General features: G+C 48.3%; 23 protein-coding genes. All 23 read right to left on the minus strand.

The genetic code is table 11. The annotated features are described in order from the left end of the window. Nucleotides 1–67 precede the first annotated feature (67 nt). Nucleotides 68–1,405: a TrkH family potassium uptake protein gene (locus ABXS70_RS25770; RefSeq protein WP_366291963.1), complete on the minus strand. Its 1,338-nt coding sequence runs from the start codon at nt 1,403–1,405 to the stop codon at nt 68–70. 163 nt (nt 1,406–1,568) lie between these two features. Next, nucleotides 1,569–3,080 carry a lysine--tRNA ligase gene (gene lysS / locus ABXS70_RS25775; protein WP_342553630.1) on the minus strand — a complete coding sequence of 504 codons (1,512 nt, stop codon included), beginning with the start codon at nt 3,078–3,080 and terminating at the stop codon, nt 1,569–1,571. A gap of 113 nt (nt 3,081–3,193) precedes the next feature. Further along, nucleotides 3,194–3,673: a transcription elongation factor GreA gene (greA, locus tag ABXS70_RS25780; protein WP_090924651.1), complete on the minus strand. Its 480-nt coding sequence runs from the start codon at nt 3,671–3,673 to the stop codon at nt 3,194–3,196. Nucleotides 3,674–3,924: 251 nt separating this feature from the next. Further along, nucleotides 3,925–4,944, minus strand: a complete 1,020-nt coding sequence (dusB, locus tag ABXS70_RS25785) for a tRNA dihydrouridine synthase DusB (RefSeq protein WP_342553629.1) — start codon at nt 4,942–4,944, stop codon at nt 3,925–3,927. Between the two features lie 88 nt (nt 4,945–5,032). Beyond that, on the minus strand, nt 5,033–5,239 hold the full coding sequence (locus tag ABXS70_RS25790; RefSeq protein ID WP_342556187.1) for a helix-turn-helix transcriptional regulator: 207 nt from the start codon (nt 5,237–5,239) through the stop codon (nt 5,033–5,035). Next, nucleotides 5,200–5,748 carry a 2-amino-4-hydroxy-6-hydroxymethyldihydropteridine diphosphokinase gene (gene folK, locus ABXS70_RS25795; RefSeq protein WP_342553628.1) on the minus strand — a complete coding sequence of 183 codons (549 nt, stop codon included), beginning with the start codon at nt 5,746–5,748 and terminating at the stop codon, nt 5,200–5,202. Before folK ends, ABXS70_RS25790 begins: the two co-directional genes overlap by 40 nt. Before the next feature lie 9 nt (nt 5,749–5,757). Beyond that, on the minus strand, nt 5,758–6,120 hold the full coding sequence (gene folB / locus ABXS70_RS25800) for a dihydroneopterin aldolase (protein ID WP_090924638.1): 363 nt from the start codon (nt 6,118–6,120) through the stop codon (nt 5,758–5,760). A 126-nt stretch (nt 6,121–6,246) separates the two neighbouring features. Further along, the gene (folP, locus tag ABXS70_RS25805) at nt 6,247–7,113 is read right to left on the minus strand and encodes a dihydropteroate synthase (protein ID WP_366291968.1); all 867 of its coding nucleotides are present in this window, start codon (nt 7,111–7,113) and stop codon (nt 6,247–6,249) included. Beyond that, a complete protein-coding gene (locus tag ABXS70_RS25810; protein ID WP_366291971.1) occupies nt 7,110–8,003 on the minus strand; it encodes an aminotransferase class IV in 894 nt (297 codons plus the stop codon). Before ABXS70_RS25810 ends, folP begins: the two co-directional genes overlap by 4 nt. Nucleotide 8,004: 1 nt before the next feature. Further along, nucleotides 8,005–8,583, minus strand: coding sequence for an aminodeoxychorismate/anthranilate synthase component II (pabA, locus tag ABXS70_RS25815; RefSeq protein WP_342553625.1), 579 nt, complete (start codon nt 8,581–8,583; stop codon nt 8,005–8,007). 48 nt (nt 8,584–8,631) lie between these two features. Then, nucleotides 8,632–10,287, minus strand: coding sequence for an anthranilate synthase component I family protein (locus ABXS70_RS25820; protein ID WP_366291974.1), 1,656 nt, complete (start codon nt 10,285–10,287; stop codon nt 8,632–8,634). Nucleotides 10,288–10,572: 285 nt separating this feature from the next. Continuing rightward, entirely contained in the window at nt 10,573–11,511 is a 939-nt protein-coding gene (cysK, locus tag ABXS70_RS25825) for a cysteine synthase A (protein WP_342553623.1), read from the minus strand. A gap of 410 nt (nt 11,512–11,921) precedes the next feature. Next, nucleotides 11,922–12,872: a peptidyl-prolyl cis-trans isomerase gene (locus ABXS70_RS25830; protein WP_366291977.1), complete on the minus strand. Its 951-nt coding sequence runs from the start codon at nt 12,870–12,872 to the stop codon at nt 11,922–11,924. Nucleotides 12,873–12,896: 24 nt separating this feature from the next. Further along, nucleotides 12,897–13,790, minus strand: a complete 894-nt coding sequence (gene hslO / locus ABXS70_RS25835; protein WP_366291980.1) for an Hsp33 family molecular chaperone HslO — start codon at nt 13,788–13,790, stop codon at nt 12,897–12,899. A 105-nt stretch (nt 13,791–13,895) separates the two neighbouring features. Further along, nucleotides 13,896–14,666, minus strand: a complete 771-nt coding sequence (locus tag ABXS70_RS25840) for a type III pantothenate kinase (protein WP_342553620.1) — start codon at nt 14,664–14,666, stop codon at nt 13,896–13,898. Nucleotides 14,667–14,672: 6 nt separating this feature from the next. After that, the gene (gene nadC, locus ABXS70_RS25845; protein WP_342553619.1) at nt 14,673–15,539 is read right to left on the minus strand and encodes a carboxylating nicotinate-nucleotide diphosphorylase; all 867 of its coding nucleotides are present in this window, start codon (nt 15,537–15,539) and stop codon (nt 14,673–14,675) included. Further along, nucleotides 15,536–17,173 carry an L-aspartate oxidase gene (gene nadB / locus ABXS70_RS25850; protein WP_342553618.1) on the minus strand — a complete coding sequence of 546 codons (1,638 nt, stop codon included), beginning with the start codon at nt 17,171–17,173 and terminating at the stop codon, nt 15,536–15,538. The genes nadC and nadB overlap by 4 nt, the downstream gene beginning before the upstream one ends. Nucleotides 17,174–17,208: 35 nt before the next feature. After that, nucleotides 17,209–18,147, minus strand: coding sequence for a quinolinate synthase NadA (gene nadA / locus ABXS70_RS25855; RefSeq protein ID WP_342553617.1), 939 nt, complete (start codon nt 18,145–18,147; stop codon nt 17,209–17,211). A 301-nt stretch (nt 18,148–18,448) separates the two neighbouring features. Next, nucleotides 18,449–20,491, minus strand: coding sequence for an ATP-dependent zinc metalloprotease FtsH (ftsH, locus tag ABXS70_RS25860; protein WP_342553616.1), 2,043 nt, complete (start codon nt 20,489–20,491; stop codon nt 18,449–18,451). A 100-nt stretch (nt 20,492–20,591) separates the two neighbouring features. Next, entirely contained in the window at nt 20,592–21,131 is a 540-nt protein-coding gene (gene hpt / locus ABXS70_RS25865; protein WP_342553615.1) for a hypoxanthine phosphoribosyltransferase, read from the minus strand. A gap of 52 nt (nt 21,132–21,183) precedes the next feature. Further along, nucleotides 21,184–22,623, minus strand: coding sequence for a tRNA lysidine(34) synthetase TilS (gene tilS / locus ABXS70_RS25870; protein ID WP_342553614.1), 1,440 nt, complete (start codon nt 22,621–22,623; stop codon nt 21,184–21,186). A 43-nt stretch (nt 22,624–22,666) separates the two neighbouring features. After that, nucleotides 22,667–23,614: a protein kinase gene (locus tag ABXS70_RS25875; protein ID WP_342553613.1), complete on the minus strand. Its 948-nt coding sequence runs from the start codon at nt 23,612–23,614 to the stop codon at nt 22,667–22,669. After that, nucleotides 23,598–24,350, minus strand: coding sequence for a VWA domain-containing protein (locus ABXS70_RS25880; RefSeq protein ID WP_342553612.1), 753 nt, complete (start codon nt 24,348–24,350; stop codon nt 23,598–23,600). The genes ABXS70_RS25875 and ABXS70_RS25880 overlap by 17 nt, the downstream gene beginning before the upstream one ends. Nucleotides 24,351–24,413: the final 63 nt, after the last annotated feature.

Raw genomic sequence — 24,413 nt, forward strand, 5'->3', positions numbered from 1 at the left:
GTACATTCAATGTCACTCCCTACTTTTCATATAAGGGATGTGCATACTGAATGGCTGCGTTTTTGTTTTATCCAATAATAATTCGGCCTTCCGGATGGCGATACAATTTCTTCTCCTTACGTGGACGAAGCGCATACGCTATCGTTAATGGCCCAATCCGACCAACAAACATGGTGAAGGTAATAATAATTTTGCCCCAATTGGTCATCTCATGGGTTACGCCCACCGAAAGACCAACCGTTCCAATAGCCGATGCCGCCTCAAACATCAGTGAAAGGAATGGTGCATCCTCTGTTGTAAGCAGGAGCATCACCACAACCATGAAGATACTGAGGGAAACCATAATAATGGTCAATGCTCTCATGAGCAGATCTTTCGGTACACGCTGACGGAAGAAAACAATGTCCTTGTTTCCGCGAATCATGGCATATACTGCTCCTATCATGATCAGAAACGTGGTCGTTTTGATTCCCCCACCTGTCGAACCTGGAGAAGCCCCAATGAACATAAGCAGGATAAAGAAAAATTGAGTCGCCTGCCGCATCTGCGTGATATCAATAGTACTCGTTCCAGAAGAGCGTGTAGAGACAGATTGAAAGAACGCCGCATATATCTTCTCGCTCCACGTCAGTGAACCCAGCGTATGACCGTTCGTAAATTCAAAAATGAACAGCACTACTGCACCTATCCCGATCAGCGCACCTGATACAGACAGCACCAGTTTGGACTGCAAGGATAACCGCCGACGTTTGCGATATTCGAACAGGTCATTCAGAACAACAAAGCCAAGTCCGCCCGACACCACCAAAATTGAAGCTGTGACATTAAAAATCCAGTCTCCGGTATAGTATTGAAAGCTGTTGCCAAACAGATCAAATCCCCCGTTGTTAAACAAGGATACCGAATGAAAGATGCCATAGTAAACTGCCTGCATGAACGGCATCTCGGCTGCCCAGCGCAGCGCCAGAATAACTGCCGCCACTCCCTCAATGGTAAATGAAAAGATCAGAACTTTGCGGATAATTCGTACGATTCCCTCCATACTGTCTGCATTAATAGCTTCCTTCAGCAGCAGCCTGTCCTTAAGAGACAGCCTTTTACCCAGCACAAGTGCAAACAATGTGGCCATGGTCATGAAACCCAGCCCACCCAGCTGCATGAGAATCATAATGACAATCTGACCAAACAAATTAAAGGTTGCCCCTATGTCCACCACAACCAACCCCGTCACACATGCCGCAGAGGTAGCTGTAAAAAGAGCGTCGATAAAGGCTAGGTGTGTACCGCTCTGATTGGCAAACGGCAGCATCAACAGCACCGTTCCGAAGGAAATAATCAGCAGGAAGCCGCCAACCAAAATTAACGGGGGAGATACAAACTTGGCGATGTGAAGCCTGAACTTCATGAAGGGCACCTCTTTTAACCAAAATAAAAATTTGAGCAGCTGTAACCCGCACTAACAACAACAATAGTTTGACTTGCCTATGTAAACCCAAAGAGGAACTTGCCCCAGCTTGAAGCAAGTGGCAGGTTCCTCTCCTATTATGAACGAAAACTACGTTCCTTATTTACTCTTGTGTACGTGGACGCATATGAGGGAAGAGCAGTACGTCACGAATAGATGGTGAATTGGTGAGCAGCATGATCAGACGATCAATCCCGATTCCCAAACCACCTGTTGGCGGCATACCATACTCCAGTGCACGGATGAAGTCGTCATCCATCTCATGAGCCTCGTCATTACCATGCTCTTTTTCCAACATCTGTGCTTCAAAACGCTGACGCTGATCAATTGGATCATTCAGCTCAGTGAAAGCATTGGCATGCTCACGCCCAACGATAAACAACTCAAAGCGGTCCGTAAAGCGTGGATCTGCATCGCTTTTCTTCGCTAACGGTGATATTTCAAGTGGATGCCCCATAATGAATGTTGGCTGAATTAGTGTCTCTTCAACAAACTCTTCGAAGAAAGCGTTCAGGATATGGCCAAATGTCATATGCGGTTCAACTTTTACATTGTGCTCTTTGGCCAAGCTGTGAGCTTCCTCATCCGTCATATGAACGGAGAAGTCTACGCCAACCACTTCCTTAACAGCATCCACCATCGTTACGCGGCGCCATTGAGGCGTTAGATCAACTTCGTGATCTCCATACTGAATCACTTGTGTACCCAGCACTTCCTGCGCGATGTGAGCTACCAGGTTTTCAGTTAGAGCCATGATATCCTTGTAATCCGCATAAGCTTCATACAGCTCAATCATCGTAAATTCCGGATTGTGTCGTGTAGACATGCCTTCATTGCGGTATACACGGCCGATCTCATATACCTTTTCCAAACCGCCAACAATCAAACGTTTCAAGTGAAGTTCGATCGCAATCCGCATGTACAATTCCATATCAAGCGCATTGTGATGTGTAATGAACGGACGAGCCGCGGCACCACCTGCGATCGCATGAAGCGTTGGTGTCTCCACTTCAAGGTAGCCATGGGAGTCGAGGTAACGACGCATGGATTGAATGATTTTGGAACGCATAATGAAGGTCTGCTGCACATCAGGGTTCATGATCAGATCTACATAGCGCTGACGATAACGCAGTTCAACATCAGTCAGACCATGATATTTGTCTGGAAGTGGATACAGTGACTTCGACAGCACTTCCAGGTCTTTTACTTTAATGGTAGTCTCGCCTGTCTTGGTTTTGAACACAACACCGGTTACCCCGACGATATCCCCAAGATCAAGCAGACTAAATGCCGTAAACTTATCCTCTGGCACGCTATCCTGACGAACATAGATCTGGATTCGGCCGCTCAGGTCCTGAATATGTGCAAAGCTTGCTTTACCCATTCCCCGCTTCGCCATAATCCGTCCGGCAATACTGACTTCGATGTGCTTCTCTTCCAGCTCTTCCTTGGTCAGTTCTTCATATTTCTTCAGAATGGAGCCGGCTTCTTCGGTACGTACGTATTTTTGGCCAAATGGATCGATCCCCAAGCTGCGGAGCTCGTCCAATTTGTCGCGGCGAATCTGTAACAGCTCGCTAAGTTCGGTTTCCTGATTCAAGACTTCATCCGTCATGATCTGTATTCATCTCCTTATTTACATTGCAGCCGTGAGTAAACGCTTCTCGGTAATGTTGAAAAAAGCTTCCCTAAGGAAGCTTTTGTCTACCGCACCTGACTGCTTCGTTACTACAGCTTTTTAATATCTACAATTTTATATTGGATTACGCCAGCAGGCACACTTACATCAACCACTGTACCCTTTTTCTTGCCCAAAATAGCTTTACCTACAGGACTTTCATTGGAAATCTTGTTCTGAAGCGGATTGGATTCCGCAGTACCTACAATCGTATATTCCGTGATATCGCCAAATTCCAGATCCTCTACCGTTACGGTTGCACCCACACTTACGGAATCGGTATCGATTTCGTCGCTGTTGATAATTCGCGCATTACGCAGCAGCTTCTCCAGTGTAATGATACGTCCCTCAATGAAAGCCTGCTCATTCTTAGCATCTTCGTATTCGGAGTTTTCACTGATATCACCATATCCGATGGCTACTTTGATCCGCTCAGCCACTTCGCGGCGCTTCACTGATTTCAGTGTTTCCAGTTCTTCTTCCAGCTTCTTGAGTCCTTCTGGTGTAAGGATAACTTCCTTGTCGCTCATCTCAACCGATTCTCCTGTCATGGGAATAATTTGATTGTACGGCAACGGAATCAGTGCTGATGACAGAACTCCGCCCGCATACATCTTCAAAACTATATGAAGTTCTCCAGAGAAATAGAATATTCCTCCTGATGCACTATACTTAGTAAACGCACATGGCGAATTTATACTGAGAAATTATAGGGGAACGATCTCGAAAAGTCAATGTTACGCCCCCTATGGCTGTAAACGTTTTACAACCGCTTCGTTAATTAAGAGGCATTTCCAGTGATGACAGGCTCAGACTCCAGATTCCCTTCGATTTTCAGCTGCTCCACGAAGTTCTCCAAAATCTCTACCATCTCATCGCGTTTGGTTCCTTCCATAATAACATCCTTAATTCGGGCTGATCCTTTCAACCCCTTCAGGTACCATGCCAGATGTTTGCGCATTTCACGTACAGCGACCGTTTCATTCTTGAGTGCAATCAGTCGATCCATATGGAGAACAGCTACACGGATTTTCTCCTCCGCATTCGGGTCGGGAGGCAGCTGGCCTGAACTCAGGTACTGAATTGTACGATACAGCATCCATGGGTTACCCAAGGCAGCACGTCCGATCATTACTCCGTCACAGCCCGTTTCATCCAGCATACGGCGGGCATCCTCCGGTGAAGATACGTCGCCATTACCAATGACAGGAATGGAGACAGCATCCTTGACGTTTTTGATATGCGACCAATCTGCTGTGCCGGTATAGAGCTGTTCTCTTGTCCGGCCATGCACGCTGACAGCACTTCCGCCGGCGCGTTCCACAGCAAGAGCATTCTCCACTACATAGATGTGCTCGTTATCCCAGCCAATCCGCATTTTAACGGTAACAGGTTTCTCCACAGCTTCTACAACGGCGGATACCATCTCGTATATTTTATTCGGGTCCAGCAGCCAGCGTGCACCTGCATCACACTTCGTTACCTTTGGTACAGGGCACCCCATGTTAATGTCAATGATATCTGCATTCGTTTCCTTATCTACGATTCTTGCCGCTTCAACGAGTGATTCCCGGTCGCCTCCCCAGATCTGAAGACTAAGCGGTTTCTCGCGCTCATCAACAAACAACATCTCACGTGTTCGCTGGTTGCCATGCACAATTGCTTTGCCGCTCACCATCTCTGCGCAGACAAGACCTGTGCCAAACTCTTTGGCAATCAAGCGAAAAGCTGGATTACATACACCAGCCATTGGCGCAAGGACCACCTGATTTTTCATTTTAATATTGCCGATCTTAAGCATGCTTGCTGTTTCACCCCTTATCTATTCCAAGCCCGGGCTGTCTGTTCATCCCCAAAGCTGATTTTGTTCAAATTGATCTATATATCTGTCATTCAGGTTTGGTTTGACCTTGTAATTCCTCAATACTAATTGCGAGCACACCAGCAATCCTGCTTAATTCTTGTGGTGTCACTTTCCGATTTCCCCGTTCAATCGTTCCCAGAATGGCCAAAGATATGCCTGTCTCGGCTGCGAGCTCATGCTGGGTTAACCCTTTCAGCTTCCGGAACGCCCGGATTCGGTTGGCCAATTGCATGTTTTCCAACGCTGTATTCCATCCTTTCCATCCAGTACAGACAACGATGCGTGTACAAAGGTATGCAGACCTGATGCCTCGTCCTGCGGTACGATGTCCGACAGCGGCACCAGTACAAAAGCCCGCTCTCCCATACGGGGATGCGGCAGTTGAAGCAGTTCAGTATCTCGCGTCTCACTCTGCATCCAGAGCAAATCCAGATCTACTGTACGCGGACCCCAGCGAATATCTCGAACCCGCCCCAGCTGGTTCTCTATACTCAGCAATTCAGCGAGCAGCTGCTCCGGTGTCAGACTGGTGCTGACGGCAGCGGCCATATTCAAAAAAGCAGGCTGATCCACATATCCTACCGGCTCCGTCTCATACATCGCAGAGCATCGCAGCACAGATATGTGAGGGTGTGCATCCAGAAGCGTTAACGCTTCAAGCAGCGTCTGCTCCCGGTCACCCAAATTAGCCCCTAAAGCAATATAAGCCTCTGAGGATTCAGAGGTCGAATGTGCAATCATGATCAGTTCTCACTTTCTTGAGCGGCGAAGCTCTACAGTTACGCCTCCAAAATGAATATCAAATGGCGGATGCGGCTTCGTCACCTTGACTGTCAACGCATTGATAATAGTATAAGTGTCTAGTAAAGAAGATGCAATATGTTCACCCAACGCTTCAATTAACTGGAATGATTTATTTTCAACAATCTGTTTCACCAATTCATGAATCTCTGCATAATTGATTGTTTTGGTCAGATCATCGTTACGTCCAGCCTCGCCCAGGTCCATATCAATCTCCAAATCGATGTAATACCGCTGCCCCAGCTTGCGTTCCTCCGCAAACACCCCATGATAACCGTAATACTCCATGCGATGCAGTACCATTCTATCCATTCGTTTCGCCTGCTTTCTATTTAAATATTGATATAAGTAGAGAGATAATTACTTTTTTACGCCCTAAAACTCACTCTTTATATAAAACGCTCCGCTCCTGCATGGAAGGGCCGGGCAGGCCCTCCATTATGATCTTCTCCGCAAGCCTGGAGATTGATACAGCATCGCATCACACATGTCTGCCGTCCGCCGGATCGACTTCACATCATGGACTCGTACCATTTGGCAGCCTTGGGCAATGCCAAAGGCCACCGTTGCCGCCGTGCCCTCCAAAGCATCATCTGCACCAACATTCAGCGTATGCTGAATGAATCGTTTGCGGGATGTGGCGAGCAGTACCGGATATCCCAGCTCGTTTAGCAGACCTAAGGAAGACATCAGTTCCAGGTTCTCCGAGAGATCCTTCACAAATCCGATTCCCGGGTCCAGTATAATCTGATGCTCCTGCACACCGGCTGCCAAGGCAAGCCGGATGCTTTCCTGCACATCATGCACAACATCATGCAGATAATCCGTGTAGTCCTGGGCCTGCCGATTATGCATAAGAATAATTGGACAGCCCAACTCTGCCGCTGTTCGCGCCATAACCGGGTCAGCCTTGGCTCCCCACACATCGTTGATGATGTGTGCCCCTGCCTGAACAGCCTGGCGAGCTACATTCGCTTTATAGGTATCGACCGAGATCGGAATATGCGGTGCCTCTGCATGAAGGGCTTCAATGACCGGAATAATCCGTTGAAGCTCCTCGTCTGCACTGACTCTATCTGAACCTGGACGTGTAGATTCTCCGCCGATATCAATAAGGTCGGCACCATCCTCCATCATTTGCTTCGCATGGGCTACCGCTCGCTCTACGCTATTATAGCGTCCACCATCTGAAAATGAATCTGGTGTAACGTTCAAAATGCCCATTATCTGTGTCCGGGTTCCCAGCGTTATTGAAGCTGGACCCCATTCATACTTCCGTTCATAAATGACTGGTGTAAGTGTCATGAAGTATACCCCGCTTTCTCCCGGTACATACGCAGTAGTCCTGCCGTAACCGGGCCGATCTGTCCGCTGCTGATTGTTGTTTCGGTGCCATCCAGATTCCGCAGTGTTGTTACTGGAACCAATTCAGCTACTGAGCCAGTCAAAAATATTTCATCAGCCTGCCACAGCTCTTCCCATGGTGACTGCTTCTCCATGCAGACGATGCCCTGCTCCGCTGCAATCTCCATTACGACCCCTCTGGTAATGCCAGGCAGAATGCCAGTGGACAGGGAGGGGGTATAGAGTATATTTTCACGCACCCAAAATACGTTACTGACAATTCCCTCCGCAGCGTAACCGTCCTGGGTGAGCTGCAGTCCCTCCGCCCCAAGCAGACGCTGATCCTGCTGACCATAACCATTCAATTCACGTTTCGCCAAAATACTGTTCATGTAATGTAGTGACTTGAACCTTACCCTGCTCTCCGGCGTATTGCGCGGTGTGGACAAGCGCTGAAGCACTTTACCCGTCTCATATAGGGCAGGAGAGGGAGCAGGTAGAGCTTTTGCCAATACGATGTGAGTGGGGTCTGTATAATCCCCTGAAGGCAGTCCGAGCGGTGCTTCGCCGGCAGATACGGTATAACGCACGTAAGCATCTTCAATCCTGTTCGCCTGCATCAGACGGGATATCCAGTCTGTTACTTCTGCTGCGGTTACCGTAAAAGGAATACCCAACTCGGCACAACCTGAAGCCATGCGATCCAGATGCCGTTCCAGAAGATAGGGCACACCTTGGTATGTCCGCAGCGTCTCGAACAAACCGAGTCCGTACAAAAAACCGTGATCCGTTACAGGAACCACGGCTGCCGCCAGTTGAACCAGTTCTCCGTTAATCGCGGCATACTGCATGTTATACGTTGGCCTTCTGTTGGGACAGGAAGTTGCGAAGCATCTGATGGCCATGGTCTGTAATAATGGATTCCGGGTGGAACTGTACCCCTTCAATGGCATACTCTTTGTGACGCAAACCCATAATCTCTCCTTCGGCAGTCTCCGCTGTAATCTCCAGACAATCCGGCAGACTGCTGCGTTCCACGATCAATGAATGATAACGGGTGGCTGTGAACGGGGAAGGTAAACCGGCAAATACTGATGTGCCCGAATGAAGCATTTCGGATGTTTTGCCATGCATCATCCGATCTGCACGAATGACATTTCCGCCAAATGCCTGTCCAATGGCTTGATGCCCGAGACATACACCAAAGATCGGAATACTGCCTTTAAAGTGTTCAATGACTGCTAGGCTAATTCCCGCCTCATTCGGTGTACATGGGCCTGGAGAGATCAGAATGTGATCCGGTGCCAGCGCTTCAATGCCTGCCAGGTCAATCTCGTCATTACGGCGAACTTCCACCGTCTCCCCCAATTCACCCAGATATTGAACCAGGTTGTACGTAAATGAATCGTAATTGTCGATAACCAGAATCATACGTCCGCTCCTCCTCATCTCCCACCGCAGACTGCAGTGGAGGCCTTATTATTTTTGTTTAACGGCTTCAATCCGTTCAGATGATTTCTGCTTGTGTTGTGACTCTTCCTGTTCGTGCTTTTGCTTATGCCTCTGCTTACTCTCAGCTTCAGCTCGCTCACTGTAATTCACAGCCCTCATCATTGCTCTGGCCTTGTTGTGACACTCTCTGTACTCGCGGTACGGATCAGAATCAATCACGATGCCTGCACCGGCCTGAACATAGCCCATCCCATCTTTGATCGCAAGTGTACGAATGACAATATTAAGCTCCATGTTACCACTGTAATCGATCCACCCGATTGATCCCGTATAAGGTCCTCTCCGCACTGGTTCAAGTTCTTCAATAATCTCCATCGTGCGGACTTTGGGAGCACCCGTAATCGTTCCGCCCGGGAAGGTGGCAGCTATGACATCAAATACAGATAGTCCCTCGGCCAGCCTGCCTTCTACCTGTGACACGAGATGCATGACATGGGAGTACTTTTCGATGGTCATTAGTTCAGGGACATGAACTGATCCATAAGCAGCAATTCGTCCAATATCATTGCGCTCCAGATCAACCAGCATAATATGCTCGGCCCGTTCCTTCTCACTGCCAAGCAGCTCATCCGCCATCGCCTGATCCTCTGCCTCATCATGCCCTCTTCTTCTCGTTCCTGCTATGGGACGTGCGCTGACTTTGCCATTCTCCACTTTGACGAGCAGCTCCGGTGATCCACTGACCAGCTGAAAGCCGGGACTGCGAAGCATTCCCATGTAGGGTGATGGGTTCACGATTCGAAGCCATTCGTAGATGTGCTCACTGCTGGATTGGAGCTTCTTCTCATGTCGGAGTGAAAGATTAACCTGAAATACATCACCCTGCCGGATATATTCCTGCACCTTATGCACTGCCTGTTCAAAATCTTCTTGAGGAAAAGAGGTCTGCCAACCTTCCGTTTCCCGCTCGGAGTCTTCTCTGCGCAGTGCAAGATGAACCTGCCGATGACGGAGTTCCAATGCCTGCTGCTGCTCTGCTGCCTGGGCAAAACCCATAATATGCAGCCATCGCTGCTGCATAACACCCGCTCGCTTTGCTGCCGCTGCATACAGAGAGCGCAGATCCGCCCCTGCCCGCTGCTGGGGACTCACCTGCAGATGCACCATACAGAAGAGTGCCTGCTGCTTGTGATCGTATGCCCATATCTCTTCAAAACGCATCCACCAGTAATCCGGGAGATCAGGATTATCTTCTGCTATTGTTGGCAGCTTCTCCAGTGATCTGGCCACATCATAGCTGAGGTATCCGGCACAACCGCCTGCGAAATCAGGTGCTCCGTTAACCTTGGGTGCGCGGTAAGGTTCCGTCCATCTTTTTAATACTTCAAGCGGTTTACCTTGATCTGTTCGTGTTGTTCCTTGGTGCACATCATGAACGACGGCGTCCTGCCCTTTGCCAGAAATGACCGATACCGGATTCAAGCCGAGAAAGGTATACCTTCCGCCTTTGCCATTCTCCAGTATGATTGCATTAGGGGACGCATGCTGCCATGCGGCTTCCCACGTCAGCGGTAGACCGCCATGATACGGTCCCTCATCCGACTTCGTTATATAAGGCAGCATAGTCCAGCCTCGTTTCGCCCATGCTTCCCAGTCGGCATATGTTGTCATCAGGTGTGTCATTGCGGCCCGCCGCCCTTTCCTGTGTCACGATATAAGTTGAATTATTGATTTAGACGGACGCTGCGCTTCTCCAGCTTTTTTCTTCCCTCTCCGTTTGGTATAAATCGGTCCGACTTATATAGTTCTTATTGTTTGATAGTATACTAAAGCGCCGTTGCTTTTAAAAGCATTACGCAAAAAATCCTCCCCACCCGTCAGGGCAGGAAGGATTCGTTCATGATCATGTGTGAAACAGAAATATGCTCACATCAGATTAGACCATCAGAAGCATCTGTATCCGTATTATTATGCCTCGAAGTTGTACAGTGGTGTGCTCAGATAACGTTCACCATTACTAGGCACGATAACGACAACGCGCTTGCCGGCTCCCAGCTGTTTTGCTACCTGAAGGCCTGCGCGGATTGCCGCACCAGATGAAATGCCGGACAGAATCCCCTCTTCTTTCGCGACAGCACGTGCGGTTTCGAATGCATCATCATTCTCAATGTGAATGATTTCATCATATATTTCCTGATCCAGAATCTCAGGAATGAAGTTTGCACCAATCCCCTGAATTTTGTGAGGTCCCGGTTTGCCACCTGCCAGAATTGGCGATGCTGCCGGCTCAACTGCCACGATTTTGATACCAGGGAATGCTTCTTTCAACACTTCGCCAGTACCGGTGATCGTTCCGCCGGTACCAATACCTGCGATAAACGCATCAAGAGTGCCGCCTATGGATTGGATCGCTTCAACGATTTCCGGACCTGTTGTTTCGCGGTGAATTTTCACGTTCGCTTTATTCTTAAACTGCTCTGCCATGAAGTATGTCGGGTTTTCTTTGAGCAGCTCTTCTGCTTTTTTGACAGCACCGTTCATTCCTTCTGCTCCAGGTGTGAGTACAAGCTCGGCACCATAGGCACGAAGCAGGTTGCGGCGCTCCAAGCTCATCGTTTCAGGCATTACAATAACAGATTTGTAGCCTTTGGCAGCAGCCACCATCGCAAGACCAATACCTGTGTTACCACTTGTTGCTTCAATAATAGTACCACCCGGCTGCAGCTTTCCTTCTTTTTCTGCTTCTTCAACAATGCTGATGGCAATGCGATCCTTGACACTTGAGCCTGGATTTTGGTACTCCAGCTTTACAAACACTTCAGCACTGCCTTCAGGAACAATGTTGTTCAGACGAACAAGCGGAGTACCTCCGATGAGTTCTGTTACGTTATTAACTACTTTAGCCATATGAATGCCCTCCTTAGTGGGATGAATAATACTTATATAAATTCTACCTTTATACGATTGTGCTTATGAGCCTCTGGATGTTTTTATGAAGAACTGCGGAAATCCGGTGATTATCCGTTCCTTTCTGCATCAAAAACACGCATACAGGTATAGGCAGCGCCGAGCTTTCCGAAAGTTTCTCTTACAATGAAATCATGAATTCAAATCTGTTTATACAGATCTTGTCTTGAATCTTATCTATATCCGAGTAAACGAGTAGGTATTTGATTATTTTCATCTTATCAACGTTACAAGACATTGTCAATATGAGTGCTCAAAAAAATACTTTGCCTTAGGCCCTGAGACCGTAGACAAAGTATTTTTATCAAGATGCAGCTCCTATAAGACAGGACGTTTGTCATTCAATTGTTTTAGGAGGCCGGGATTTCGGAGATGATCACAGCCTCGTATTTATCTCGGAGCATCTCTTCAACCTGCGGCAGCGGATCAGCTTGGCTGAGCGCCAGTTCCATGCGAATTTCCTCATGCACTTCCTCTACAGACTGCTCCTGGCGTTCAGCTCTGTCATTCAGCCTGATGATAGCATAACCGTCATCCACCTGTACCGGACCGGCCGTATCACCAATTTCCATATTAGCAGCAAGCTGCAGAACGGATTTTGGCTGGAACGGATCGTTCTGCTCAATCCATCCCAGTCTGCCTCCCGAATCCCGGGAATAGCTGTCCAGCGATTGCGAACGAGCTGTTTCTTCAAAATCAGCCCCGTTCCTCAAAGCCTTCAGCAGGGCTTCTGATTCAGACCTTTCTTTTACAAGAATAATGGACAGGTCATATTTCTCAGGTGTGATATAGGCTTCACGATGCTCTACCCAGTACTGCTGAATATCATCATCTTGGATTTGTATACCTGCAGTAGCGATCTTTTCAAGCAGTAGACGGTACCCTGCCTCAAGCTCCAGATCCTGCTTGGACAGACCCAGCTGTGATTTCATAGCATCATAGTAGGATCTCTCTGAATCATAACCCTCCATTGCCCCAGCCATTTCTCTTGCAATTTCTTTTGGAGTAACCACCAAATTACGCTGCACAGCTTCGGCATATACCGCTTTCCGGTTCAGCATCTGCAGCAGCATTTCACTGCCATAACGCCGTTTTAATGCCTCAGTCCAGGCTTTATCTGTAATAACTTCACCGTTAATTGTTGCAACCGCGGCTCCTTCTTCCTTGTTGGCATCATGGGAATTCTCTGCCTCATCTTTATTTTGCTGAAGCATCTGCATTCCCATCACTGTACCCATAACCAATACGCCGAGTGTCAGAATAACAACTGCTGTCCATAACCCTTTTTCCTGTCTGTTCATTACCGCATCCCGTCCCCGCATCGATCAGTTCTTAGCTTGTTCTAGGATGGTTTCCAGCTGCTCTTTGTTAAAATCATAAGCTTCATTGCAGAATTGGCAGACCACTTCAGCCTGTCCTTCTTCTTCAATTAACTCTTCCAGCTCGGTCTGACCGAGACTGATTAATGTTTTTTCCAAGCGTTCACGTGAACAACTGCAGTTAAAGCGTATATCCAGCTCACCCATCACCTGTACATCTGGTAAAAGACGGCGCAGCAGTTCTTCCAGTTCAAGTCCCTCATTCAGCAGGGTTGTGACTGGAGGCAGGGCACTAATCGCATTCTCGATTTCCGTAATCTCCGGGTCCGTTAGGCCTGGCAGCAGCTGTATAATAAATCCGCCCGCAACGATAACTGAATTATCCGTATCCACCAGAACACCAACCCCTACTGCAGAAGGCGTCTGTTCGGATTGTGCAAAATAATACGTAAAATCTTCGCCCAGTTCACCTGAGATAATCGGAATACTGCCGCGATAAGGCTCCTTCAGTCCCAGATCCTTGGTTATGTTAATAAAACCTTCCGTACCTACTGCTCCGGCCACATCCAGCTTGCCAAAACGATTGCTCGGCAGATGCACGTGCGGTTGGGACACATAGCCCCGTACCTCACCTTTGGCATTGGCATCAGCTACAATCTGGCCAATCGGGCCGTCACCCTTTACTTGAATGGTGAGTTTTTCTTCCCCTTTGAGCATGGCTCCCATTATGGCAGCCGTGGTTACTGTACGCCCCATGGCTGCTGTAGCCGTGGGAAACGTATCATGTCTTCTGCGCAGTTCCTCTACCAGTTCCGTCGTCTGAACGGCAAATGCTCTTACCTTTCCGTTCATCGCTGTACCACGGATTAACCGGTCAAGCTTGTTGTTGTTGTTTTCCAAGTCATTCAGCCTCCTTTGGCGTATAATCCTATCTCATTAACAGAAAAAAACGGCTCCACAATTAAGCTGTAATTCCAGCCTGCTGTATGCCGCCCTGTGTATGTCTTACCTTTCCCGATTCCGCTCATAGATGACACGCAGCCCTTCGAGCGTAAGAAGCGGATCTACCTTCTCTATGCTTCGGGTCTCTTCTGCAATCAGTGCAGCAAGGCCTCCCGTGGCAATAACCATAGGTTCCGCCTTCATTTCTTCACGGATTCGTTCTACAATGCCGTCCACCTGCCCGGCATAACCATAGATGATTCCTGCCTGCATGGCATGCACTGTGTTGCGTCCTATAACCTTCTTCGGCTTCTCCAGCTCAATTCGCGGCAGTTTGGCTGCCCGCTCATACAGCGCCTCGGTAGCAATATGAATGCCGGGTACGATAGCGCCTCCCAAATAATGGCCTTTCTCATCGATACAGTCAAATGTAGTAGCTGTACCAAAATCAACGACCACAAGGGGGCCGCCGTATTTCTCCACGGCCGCCACAGCATTTACAATCCGGTCCGCGCCCACTTCACGCGGATTCTCGTATCGCAGGTTCAGGCCGGTCTTGATTCCTGGCCCGACAATCATTGGTTTTTGGCCCACGTATTTCTCACACATCATCTCGATGACATTCACCAGCGGTGGAACCACGGATGAAATAATAACACCTTCAATGTCACGAGCTGAGATACTGGACATATGAAATAAATTATAAATCAATACGCCGTATTCATCCACTGTGGACTGACGAGATGTACTCAGACGAAAATGGTGCAGCAGTTCCCGGCCCTGATATACCCCGAGCACAATGTTGCTGTTGCCCACGTCTACGACTAAAATCAAAGAGGTTCACCCCTCTTTCTTTTCGTTTAAATCCAGGCTGATATCCAGGCTCTCAAAAGAATAGGTTAACCTGCCAACCGAAATTACATCCACACCCGTTTCCGCAATTCCGCGAATAGTTTCGAGAGAAACGTTCCCGGATGCTTCTATCTTCACATGTGGAGCCTGTTCCCGAATCAGAGCGATCGCTTCTCGCATCTGATCGGGCCGCATGTTATCCAGCATAATGATATCTGCCCCAGCTTGCAAGGCTTCCTGCACCTGAATCTGGTTTTCCGTCTCTACTTCAATCGTCATCGTATGCGGAATTACGGCCCGTGCACGCTGCACGGCCTTGGAAATACTTCCTGCACCTTTAATATGATTGTCTTTAATCATAACGGCATCATATAGTCCAAAACGGTGATTGGCACCGCCACCCACACGTACAGCATACTTTTCCAATAAGCGGTGGCCTGGTGTTGTTTTGCGTGTATCAACAAGTCTGGTTTTTAACCCTTCAAGGGCAGCGACGTAGGAACGCGTTCGCGTTGCGATACCAGACATCCGCTGCAGCAGATTAAGCGCCAATCGTTCTCCAGTAAGGAGAGAATGAGTGCTCCCTTCAACTTCTGCCAAAATAGTGCCAGGGGTGACTGCATCACCGTCATCTACTTTTGCTGTATAACGAAGCTCTGGATCTACGACTTGAAATACAAGCTCTGCGATTGTTATACCCGCTATGACCCCGTGATCTTTCGCATGGATTACAGCTTTGGATTCACTGCCTGCCGGAATGGTCACATTCGTTGTGATATCTCCTGCACCTACATCCTCACGAAGCCAGCCTTTGATCGTCTCAATAAGTTCCTCATTATATCCATTCAGTATCATGACATCCATTCCTCCACAATCACTTGTTCTCGCTGCTGCAGACTATGCTTCTGCCATACTGCATCATCCCGTGCGGGGAAATCCTCACGATAGTGTGCCCCTCGGCTTTCTTCACGGTGCAGCGCTCCGCTGGTGACAAGCCATGCACAGGTCAGAAGATTGGCATACTCCAGTTCTTCCCTTTGGGTAAGTCTTTGATCAAAAAAAGACAACTCCTGCTGCAGCTTATCCTTTGCCTGCTGCAGGCTCTTTCCGTTTCTTCGAAGTCCTACTTGACGAACCATCATCTTCTGCAGACGCAAACGTCTCTCCGATATCGGCTCGGAAGGCCGCTGCTCTTTCTCACGGCTGATGCTCTTATTGTCCAAGCTTAGAGATTTCACATCAATCCCAAGTGATTCATGAAGTGAAGGCAGGGAATGAATACGTTCCACGATTCTTCGTCCAAATACAATCGCTTCAGATAAGGAATTGCTCGCTAGTCTATTAGCTCCGTGTACACCTGTAGAGGATACCTCACCGCATGCAAATAATCGGGCAATGCTGCTTTCACCGCTCAAATCTGTTTTTACTCCGCCCATCATATAATGCGCAGCAGGGGCAACGGGAATCCAATCTGTGGTCAGATCAAGCCCGTACCGCATGCAGGTTTCGTAAATAGTAGGAAAGCGATGCTTTACCATCTCCGGCTGCTCATGTGTAATGTCGAGGTATACAAACGTGCTGTTAGTCAGTTCCATTTCGCTAACAATTGCTCTGGCTACAACATCCCGTGGTGCGAGTTCAAGCTGCGTGTGGTACTTCTCCATAAAACGTTCACCCTTCACGTTGCGAAGGAACGCACCCTCCCCGCGTACAGCTTCAGATATCAAAAAGCGCGGAGCCCCGGGGTAACACAGAGAAGTCGGGTGGAACTGAATAAATTCCATATCACGAACGACTGCACCTGCCCGATAAGCCATCGCAACACCATCTGCGGTAGCCACATTGGGATTGGTTGTATAACGATACAGCTGCCCCGCCCCGCCTGAGCAGAGCACTGTGGCCTTTGCTTTGACGAACACCTTTGAACCGTCTTCTTTCAGAATCAGAGCACCGATGCACTCCCCATGATCCGTAATGAGATCAACGACAAAATGCTCATCCCAAACATCAATTCCAGAATGTTCATGGACCTCCACAGCGAGCGCTCTGACGATCTCATATCCGGTGGCATCTCCGTTGGCATGTAAAATACGGCGGTGGCTGTGCGCACCCTCCTGCGTCAACGCCAACTCGCCGTTCTCTTGATCAAATAATGTTCCCAGACGGATCAGTTCTCTGACTCCGTCCGGGCCCTCGTTTACCAATACCTCCACTGCCTCAGAGCGGCATAAGCCTGCTCCAGCGGCAAGGGTATCCTGCAAATGGTATACAGGTGAATCATCTTCAGCAATTACAGCCGCAATGCCCCCCTGCGCATATCTGGTGTTGCTCTCAAGCAAAGACTTCTTCGTAATCATCAATACCCGATGCTGTTCGCTGGCTTTAATCGCGGTAAACAGACCGGCAATGCCTGAACCGATCACCAGCACATCAGTCTCCACCATCGGCAGCGCAGAGAGATCAAAATCATATATATATTGCGGTATCATCTTATTCACCTGTCTCGGAGCAAGAGTAACGCATGTTACTTCACCAGTAACATGCGCTCTAGTGATTCTCTGGCTTTATCAGCAACAGCCGGCGGTACATAAATCTGCGGTTTCATCGTTTCCAGACATTTGACCAGCTTTTTGAGGTTGTTGACCTTCATGTTAGGACATACCAGGAACTTCGTCGCAAAATGGAACTGTTTATCCGGGCTGTCAAGACGCAGCTGATATCCTGTACCATCCTCGGTACCAACAATGAACTCTTTGGTTGCTGATTTCTTGCAGTACTCCAGGATTGCTGTTGTGCTGCCTACGAAGTCCCCCATCTCTACAACCTCAGGACGACATTCGGGATGCACAACAAACTCAGCATTCGGATATTTAGCCTTCATTTCAACGACATCTTTTACGGTCAGCATATCATGCGTATTGCAGTAACCTTCCCAGATAATCATCTTTTTGTCTGTATGCTGCTGCACATAGTGCCCTAGATTTTTATCTGGCACCCAAATAATTTCCTCCGAATCCACCGATTGGATTACACGAACAGCATTAGCAGATGTACAGCAAATATCCGTTTCCGCTTTGATCTCAGCCGAAGAGTTAATGTATGTGACGACTTTAGCATTCGGATGCTGTGCCTTGAGCTTACGTAATCCATCCACGTTAACCATATCCGCCATCGGGCAGCCTGCACGTTCATCGGGAATCAGCACCGTCTTGTTCGGAGCCAAAATTTTAGCGCTTTCACCCATAAAATGAACACCGCAGAATACGATGACATCCGCATCTGTCTGCGCAGCTTTCTGAGCCAGCAGGAAGGAGTCTCCACGGAAATCTGCGACTTCCTGTACCTCGTCACGTTGATAGTAATGAGCAAGAATAATGGCATTGCGTTCCTTCTTGAGTTCCATCAGCCGCTCACGCAGCTCGCGATTCATCTCAGCCTTGCGCTCTAAAGCCAGAGCTTCCACCTGTGATCCTCTCCTTATCGGGACAGCGTCAAGCGCTGTTTCATAGGACTAACTAAGTCGTTATATTCGCTGGTGAAACGAATCACAAGCGGTTTAACAACTAATGTACACAACGTTCACGACTCTGTCAATAAATGAAAAAGGGCAGGATATCCCCTCTTATCCCCCTTATACTATCCGGTTCGCCATCTAGCTCTCGATTATCCTTTCCTTCTCTAAATGAATAATTATTTGCAAAAAAAGAGAGCCACGAGGGCTCTCTTTCATCATGCCGGCATCATCGCCGGCCATTCATTACATATTATGATGTTGGCTTTGTGCCGCCATCATTCGGATCACTGCCGCCTTTATCCATGTCCGGAGTTTCGTTAGGAATGTCTCCAACTGGTAGCTCAGATGTTTCATCTTTGCCTTGAATGCGGACACGAACGTCACCGATATTATCGATGATTGGCTCGCCGCCTTCAGTTGGGGTGCCTTCTCCTGAGTTATCGCCTTCCGGTTTTGGCGTCAGAGAACCTGTTTCGATCAATTGCTTGATCTGATCCATTTCGAGCGTTTCCACTTCAAGCAGTGTTTCAGCGATCAGATGCATCTCTCTCGTATGTTTTGTAAGGAGAGCTTTACACTTCTCATAGCAGTCGTTAATAAAACGCTGCATCTCTTGGTCAATCTCATATGCGATGGAATCCGAGTAATTCTGTTCGTGACCGATATCCCGTCCGAGGAATACCTGTCCTTGTGAACTTCCGAACTGCATTGGACCCAGTTTCTCACTCATACCGTATTCCATAACCATGCTGCGCACAATACCTGTCGCCTGCTGGAAGTCACTGTACGCACCGGTACCAATCTCTCCGATGAACAGTTCTTCCGCTACGCGACCTCCAAGGAGTCCGGTTACTTTATCCAGCAGCTCCTGCTTGGTAACAAGCATGCGGTCTTCTTTTGGCAACATGATTACATATCCACCCGCACGTCCGCGCGGAATGATGGTCACTTTATGTACCATATCAGCATGTTCCAGGAAGTATCCTACAATGGTATGGCCTGCTTCGTGATAAGCGACAATACGTTTCTCGCGATCGCTGATGACACGGCTTTTCTTCTCCGTACCCACAATAACACGGTCAATTGCCTCATCGACTTCACGCATGGAAATATCTTTTCTGTTACGGCGTGCTGCAAGCAGTGCCGCTTCATTCAGTAAGTTCTCCAAGTCTGCGCCTGAGAACCCTGTTGTACGCTTCGCGATAATGTCCAGTCTCACATCTTTTGTGAGTGGTTTATTGCGGGAGTGTACTTTCAGAACAGCTTCACGGCCCCTAACGTCTGGACGATCCACTGTGATTTGACGGTCAAAACGGCCTGGACGCAGCAGCGCAGGGTCAAGAATATCTGCACGGTTTGTCGCAGCAACGATGATAATACCTTCGTTCGCTCCAAAACCGTCCATTTCAACAAGCAGCTGGTTGAGGGTTTGTTCACGTTCATCATGACCGCCACCAAGACCAGCACCACGCTGACGTCCCACTGCATCAATCTCGTCAATAAAGATGATACATGGTGCGTTTTTCTTCGCATTTTCGAACAAGTCACGAACACGTGATGCACCGACACCGACAAACATTTCAACAAAGTCAGAACCGGAAATGCTGAAGAATGGCACACCCGCTTCACCAGCTACGGCACGAGCGAGCAATGTTTTACCTGTACCTGGAGGACCTACAAGCAGTACGCCCTTCGGAATCCGTGCACCAACAGCTGCGAATTTCCGAGGGTCCTTGAGGAAGTCTACCACTTCAACAAGCTCCTGTTTCTCCTCGTCAGCACCTGCAACATCTTCAAATGTAACTCGTTTCTTCTCTTCATTGTAGAGACGAGCACGGCTTTTACCAAAGTTCATTACTTTACCGCCGCCGCCTTGAGCCTGATTGAACAGGAAGAAGAACAGCAGGAACATAATGATCAGGGGAATAAAGGAGGTCAGCAGTGTTAACCAGATGCTGTCACCTTTCATTGGTTCCTGATGATATTCAAATTTGTTAGCTTCACTTGCAGCTACAAGTTCGGTAATTGCCTCATCCGTAGGAGGAATATACGTTGAGAAATTTTCTGATTTGGCACCATCAGGTGCTTGTTTGTATCGGCCGGTCACGAGATATGTCTGACCGTTGAATTGAACAGTCACTTCGGCGATATTGTTGGCTTTAACCTCAGCGCGAAACTGATCATATCTAGGGTTTTCTATAACATCGTTTCCATCTGTGATAAATCTAACTAAACCCACCACAACTAAAAAAAGAATCAAATAAAAAGCAGAATTCCGCATGAAGCGATTCATCCCCTACCTCCTCTCGAGACACTTTAATTATTTTAACATAGCCCGGCGTGGCTTCTCAATAGATGCCAAAAACAGCTCAAGGCATGGGCCTTGCATGAAATCAGCTTGTGTAGATCTCGGGTTTCAGAATCCCGATGTATGGCAGGTTCCGGTAGTGTTCGGCATAATCCAAACCGTATCCAACGATGAATGCATCAGGAATGTCAAAGCCTGTATAATGGGCTTCCAATTCCACCTTACGGCCTGATGGCTTATCGAACAGAGTAACTACACGTACCGTTTCAGCTCCGCGGTTCTCCAAAAGCTCAATCAAATAGCTGAGGGTAAGTCCACTGTCGATAATATCTTCGACAATCAGAACTTCACGTCCTTCAACAGATACATCCAAATCCTTAATGATTTTGACAACACCGGATGACTTGGTAGAAGCACCGTAACTGGATACGGCCATAAAATCCATCTCAACCGGTACCGTTATGTTTTTAACCAAATCAGCCATAAATATAAACGCACCTTTGAGCACGCAAATGACCAAAGGATTCCGGTTAGCGTAATCGGCACTTAGTGCTGCGCCTAATTCCTTGACTTTACTCTGAATTTCTTCTTCACTGATCAATACTTCCTGAATGTCGTTCTGCAACTGTGCGAACCTCCTAAGTTATACTATGAAAGCCTTACCTGAACCATACCCACTACCCCTGAATCGCTGAATCGCCTACAGTCATGTACAGGATTGCGGAAGTACTCTCCCTTACAGGAGCTGCATCGGACCGGCGAACACCCGGTAACCAGATCACATTGCCTGCTCCATCACACACCACAGGAATGCGGGGTCTGACAGATGGGGGAATTTTCTCATCGATGAAAATATTTTTCACCTTTTTGCTTCCGTTTAATCCCATTACTTTCATGGTATCTCCAGGTAACCGTGAACGTACAACCAGCGGCATCAAGAGTTGATCCGCATCAAACGCAGCTTGATCCGCCGATTCCGGTACATGATAGTTCTCGGGACTCATCGGCATCAACCGGATATACCGGTTAATTTCGGTGAGTGAAAGCTCATAAGTTCCGCTCCATTGTGCAAGACGATACTCGTAAGATTGATCCTGTACGCCTGTACGTATCCCAAACGAGATCAGATCATACTCCCGGGTACAAGTCAGTGTCTGTCCCATATCCAGACTCCAGGTCGTCACCTCGGCATCCATGACCTTGCGCCGAATAGTTTCGATACGGGTAAAGTCGACAAAATCACTGTCCAAAGGCAGATAATTCAATATTAGTTTAATCAACCTTCGTTGTAAAGCGACATGTAACTTCAAGAAGGAAGGCACCTCAAAGGTCTGCCTTCCGCCGTTCACCTGCACTAGACACCTGTATGTGTCGTAAGTACTCTGCTCCAAGAAATCGTCTTCTTCACCCACAATTTCGGCAAGTCGATTCAGTGACGGCGTGAGTTGTCCATTATATTGCCCCAAAAAAGGAAGCACATCCAAACGAATCGCGTTACGCCGATATTTGCGCTGTTCGTTGCTTTCATCAAGAAAGTACGTAAACCCCTGTGTATTACAAGCTTCTACAAGGTCCGTCTTGTTTATACGAAGGCATGGGCGAATAAGTTCCACATTTTTTTCACGGCGTTTGAACTTCATGCCTGCAAGCCCCGAAAGCCCGCTGCCTCGCAGTAAATGAAGCATAACCGTCTCTGCCTGATCATCGGCATGATGTGCCAAGGCAATGCTTGCTGCACCATATTTCTCAGCCACCTCATGCAAAAAAGCGTATCGCCGATTACGTGCTGCCTCCTGTGGGCTCTGGCCTGTCTGTTTCATATAGGACGGTATGTCGACTTTGACCCATTCAAACGGAAGGCCGAGCTGGCCTGCCAAGGCCATCATCTGACGAGCCTCTTCATCCGATGCAGCGCGAAATCCATGATGCACATGGGCGCAGATCAATTCAAGCGGCATATGATGCCTGCTGATCTCGTGCATAATATGCAAAAAAGCTACCGAATCCGGCCCGCCTGACACAGCGATGACAATCCGGTCTCCGGGAACCCATAACTGATGCTCTTCCGCTGCATCCAGTACGTTATCCACCAGTGTATCCCAGCGTAAAGCTTCCATACCTGTTCCTCATTCCTAGCATTATGTATATGCACGCTCACGATCAAAAACGCAGTGCATAGATGACAACCCCAATAAGTAAAATAACCGACAAAGCAAATGCATTTTTAAGCCATCGCGGTGTGCGTCTTCGAGAACGGCGGCGCATCGGTACGGGCCGTGCCATCAATTCCTTCCACGCTTTTGCCGCAGCATCTGCATCCTTAAACTGACTTTGGAGAGCTCTGGTGATCCAGTGACGAAAAGGTTCCATTCTCTCACTACGTTCAGCCAGCCGCACAAGCTGACTAACATTCCGCAGCTGGGGCAATCCATCAGCAGCCAGAGACTTCAGAGCATCACCTTCCAGAATATGAATCAGCAGCAGTGCAAAGGCAAACACATCATATGAAGCATCTGCGGTTCGACTTCCTGCATTCCAGTACCCGCGATCATACCATTCCGTAAACTGTTTAACACTGCGCCCAATAGATGTTACCCCGCCATAATCAATCAGCTCAACATGCCCGTAATCTGATACCAGTACATTCTGAGGTTTGAGGTCTCCAAACACCCAGCCTGCCTGATGTAATTGGGCAAGTTTCTGCAGCAGTCTTAGTCCGACCAGCAATGTCCAGTCTGTTCCCTGGCGTCGAATAAAGTGATGAAGTGCCTCACCTTGAACATAACGCATCACATAAAAAGGAATGTCTCGGCCTCGAACGGCATAATCATCCACATCTTTAAGATAAGAAGGTATGCCGCTCTGCCGAAGGGCTTCATGATTACGCTGTAACTGAAACGATTTGAGCACATTGATCTCAGACTGCAGATCGATGGGGTCAAACCCCATTTTGAGCGCATATTGTTTGCCATTCTCTCCACGCTGGACAAGAAAAACAACCCCATTAGCGCCTCTGCCCAGCAGCTTTCGAATCGTATATCGGCTTCGATTCCATTTCCCTGTAATCACAGTTCCTGGTGGGAAAGAGGCATCAGACAACGTTGTCACCGAGCATCCCTTCTCTTTCAATGCGATAGTTCCCTTCTATTTCCTGCTGTTCCTCCAGTGTACCATAACGGTAAAAATCAATCACCTTCTGAATTGCAGGACCTGTCGGCGTTGCCCCCTTCGTCTGCAGCCGTCCAAATAAGGAACGAACACGTCCCGGATCATCGGTCCAGTCGATGTCCATTACCGCATCCTCTCCGCTGTGGCGGCCTGGAAAATGAAATACAGATAAGCGGCTCTTGCCTACTCTTGCCTGCAGACTTAACATCAGATCCCGTATGCCTTCTTCTACAGCTGCCAGTTTTGGTTTCATACTTGCACTGACGTCAATGAGCAGCGTGACCTGCAGGGCAGCCGTTTCCGTCATGTTATCCATAACTTCCACGACCTGTGATCGCTGTGAAGGCTCCAGATCGATTACAGTTTTTGGTCCCTTCTCCCCCAAAATTTGTGTTAACTCTCTATTAACCGCCTGCTGAATCGTCTGAACCACTGTTTTTCTTGTCATCATCTGCATCGTATGGGCAAGCTGTCTTGTGCCTACAATTTGGCTGATTCCCCCTCCGGCTCTGGCAATATCCTCAATCTCCCTGCTGCCCAGCTCCCCAATCGTTCCATAATCGATGACACCCACTACATTGACTGTAATGCCCTCTTCCCTCGCCTCAGCCGCTGCCAGTACCGGACTTACTCCCACATTGGAACAACCGTCGGTAATCAACAAAATTTGCTTCATCCGATATCCCTCCGTTATTCGTACTCTCCAACTCTATGACTAGCATTGCCAGATTGAAGAGAG

This window comes from Paenibacillus sp. AN1007, from assembly GCF_040702995.1.
GTDB lineage: Bacteria > Bacillota > Bacilli > Paenibacillales > Paenibacillaceae > Paenibacillus.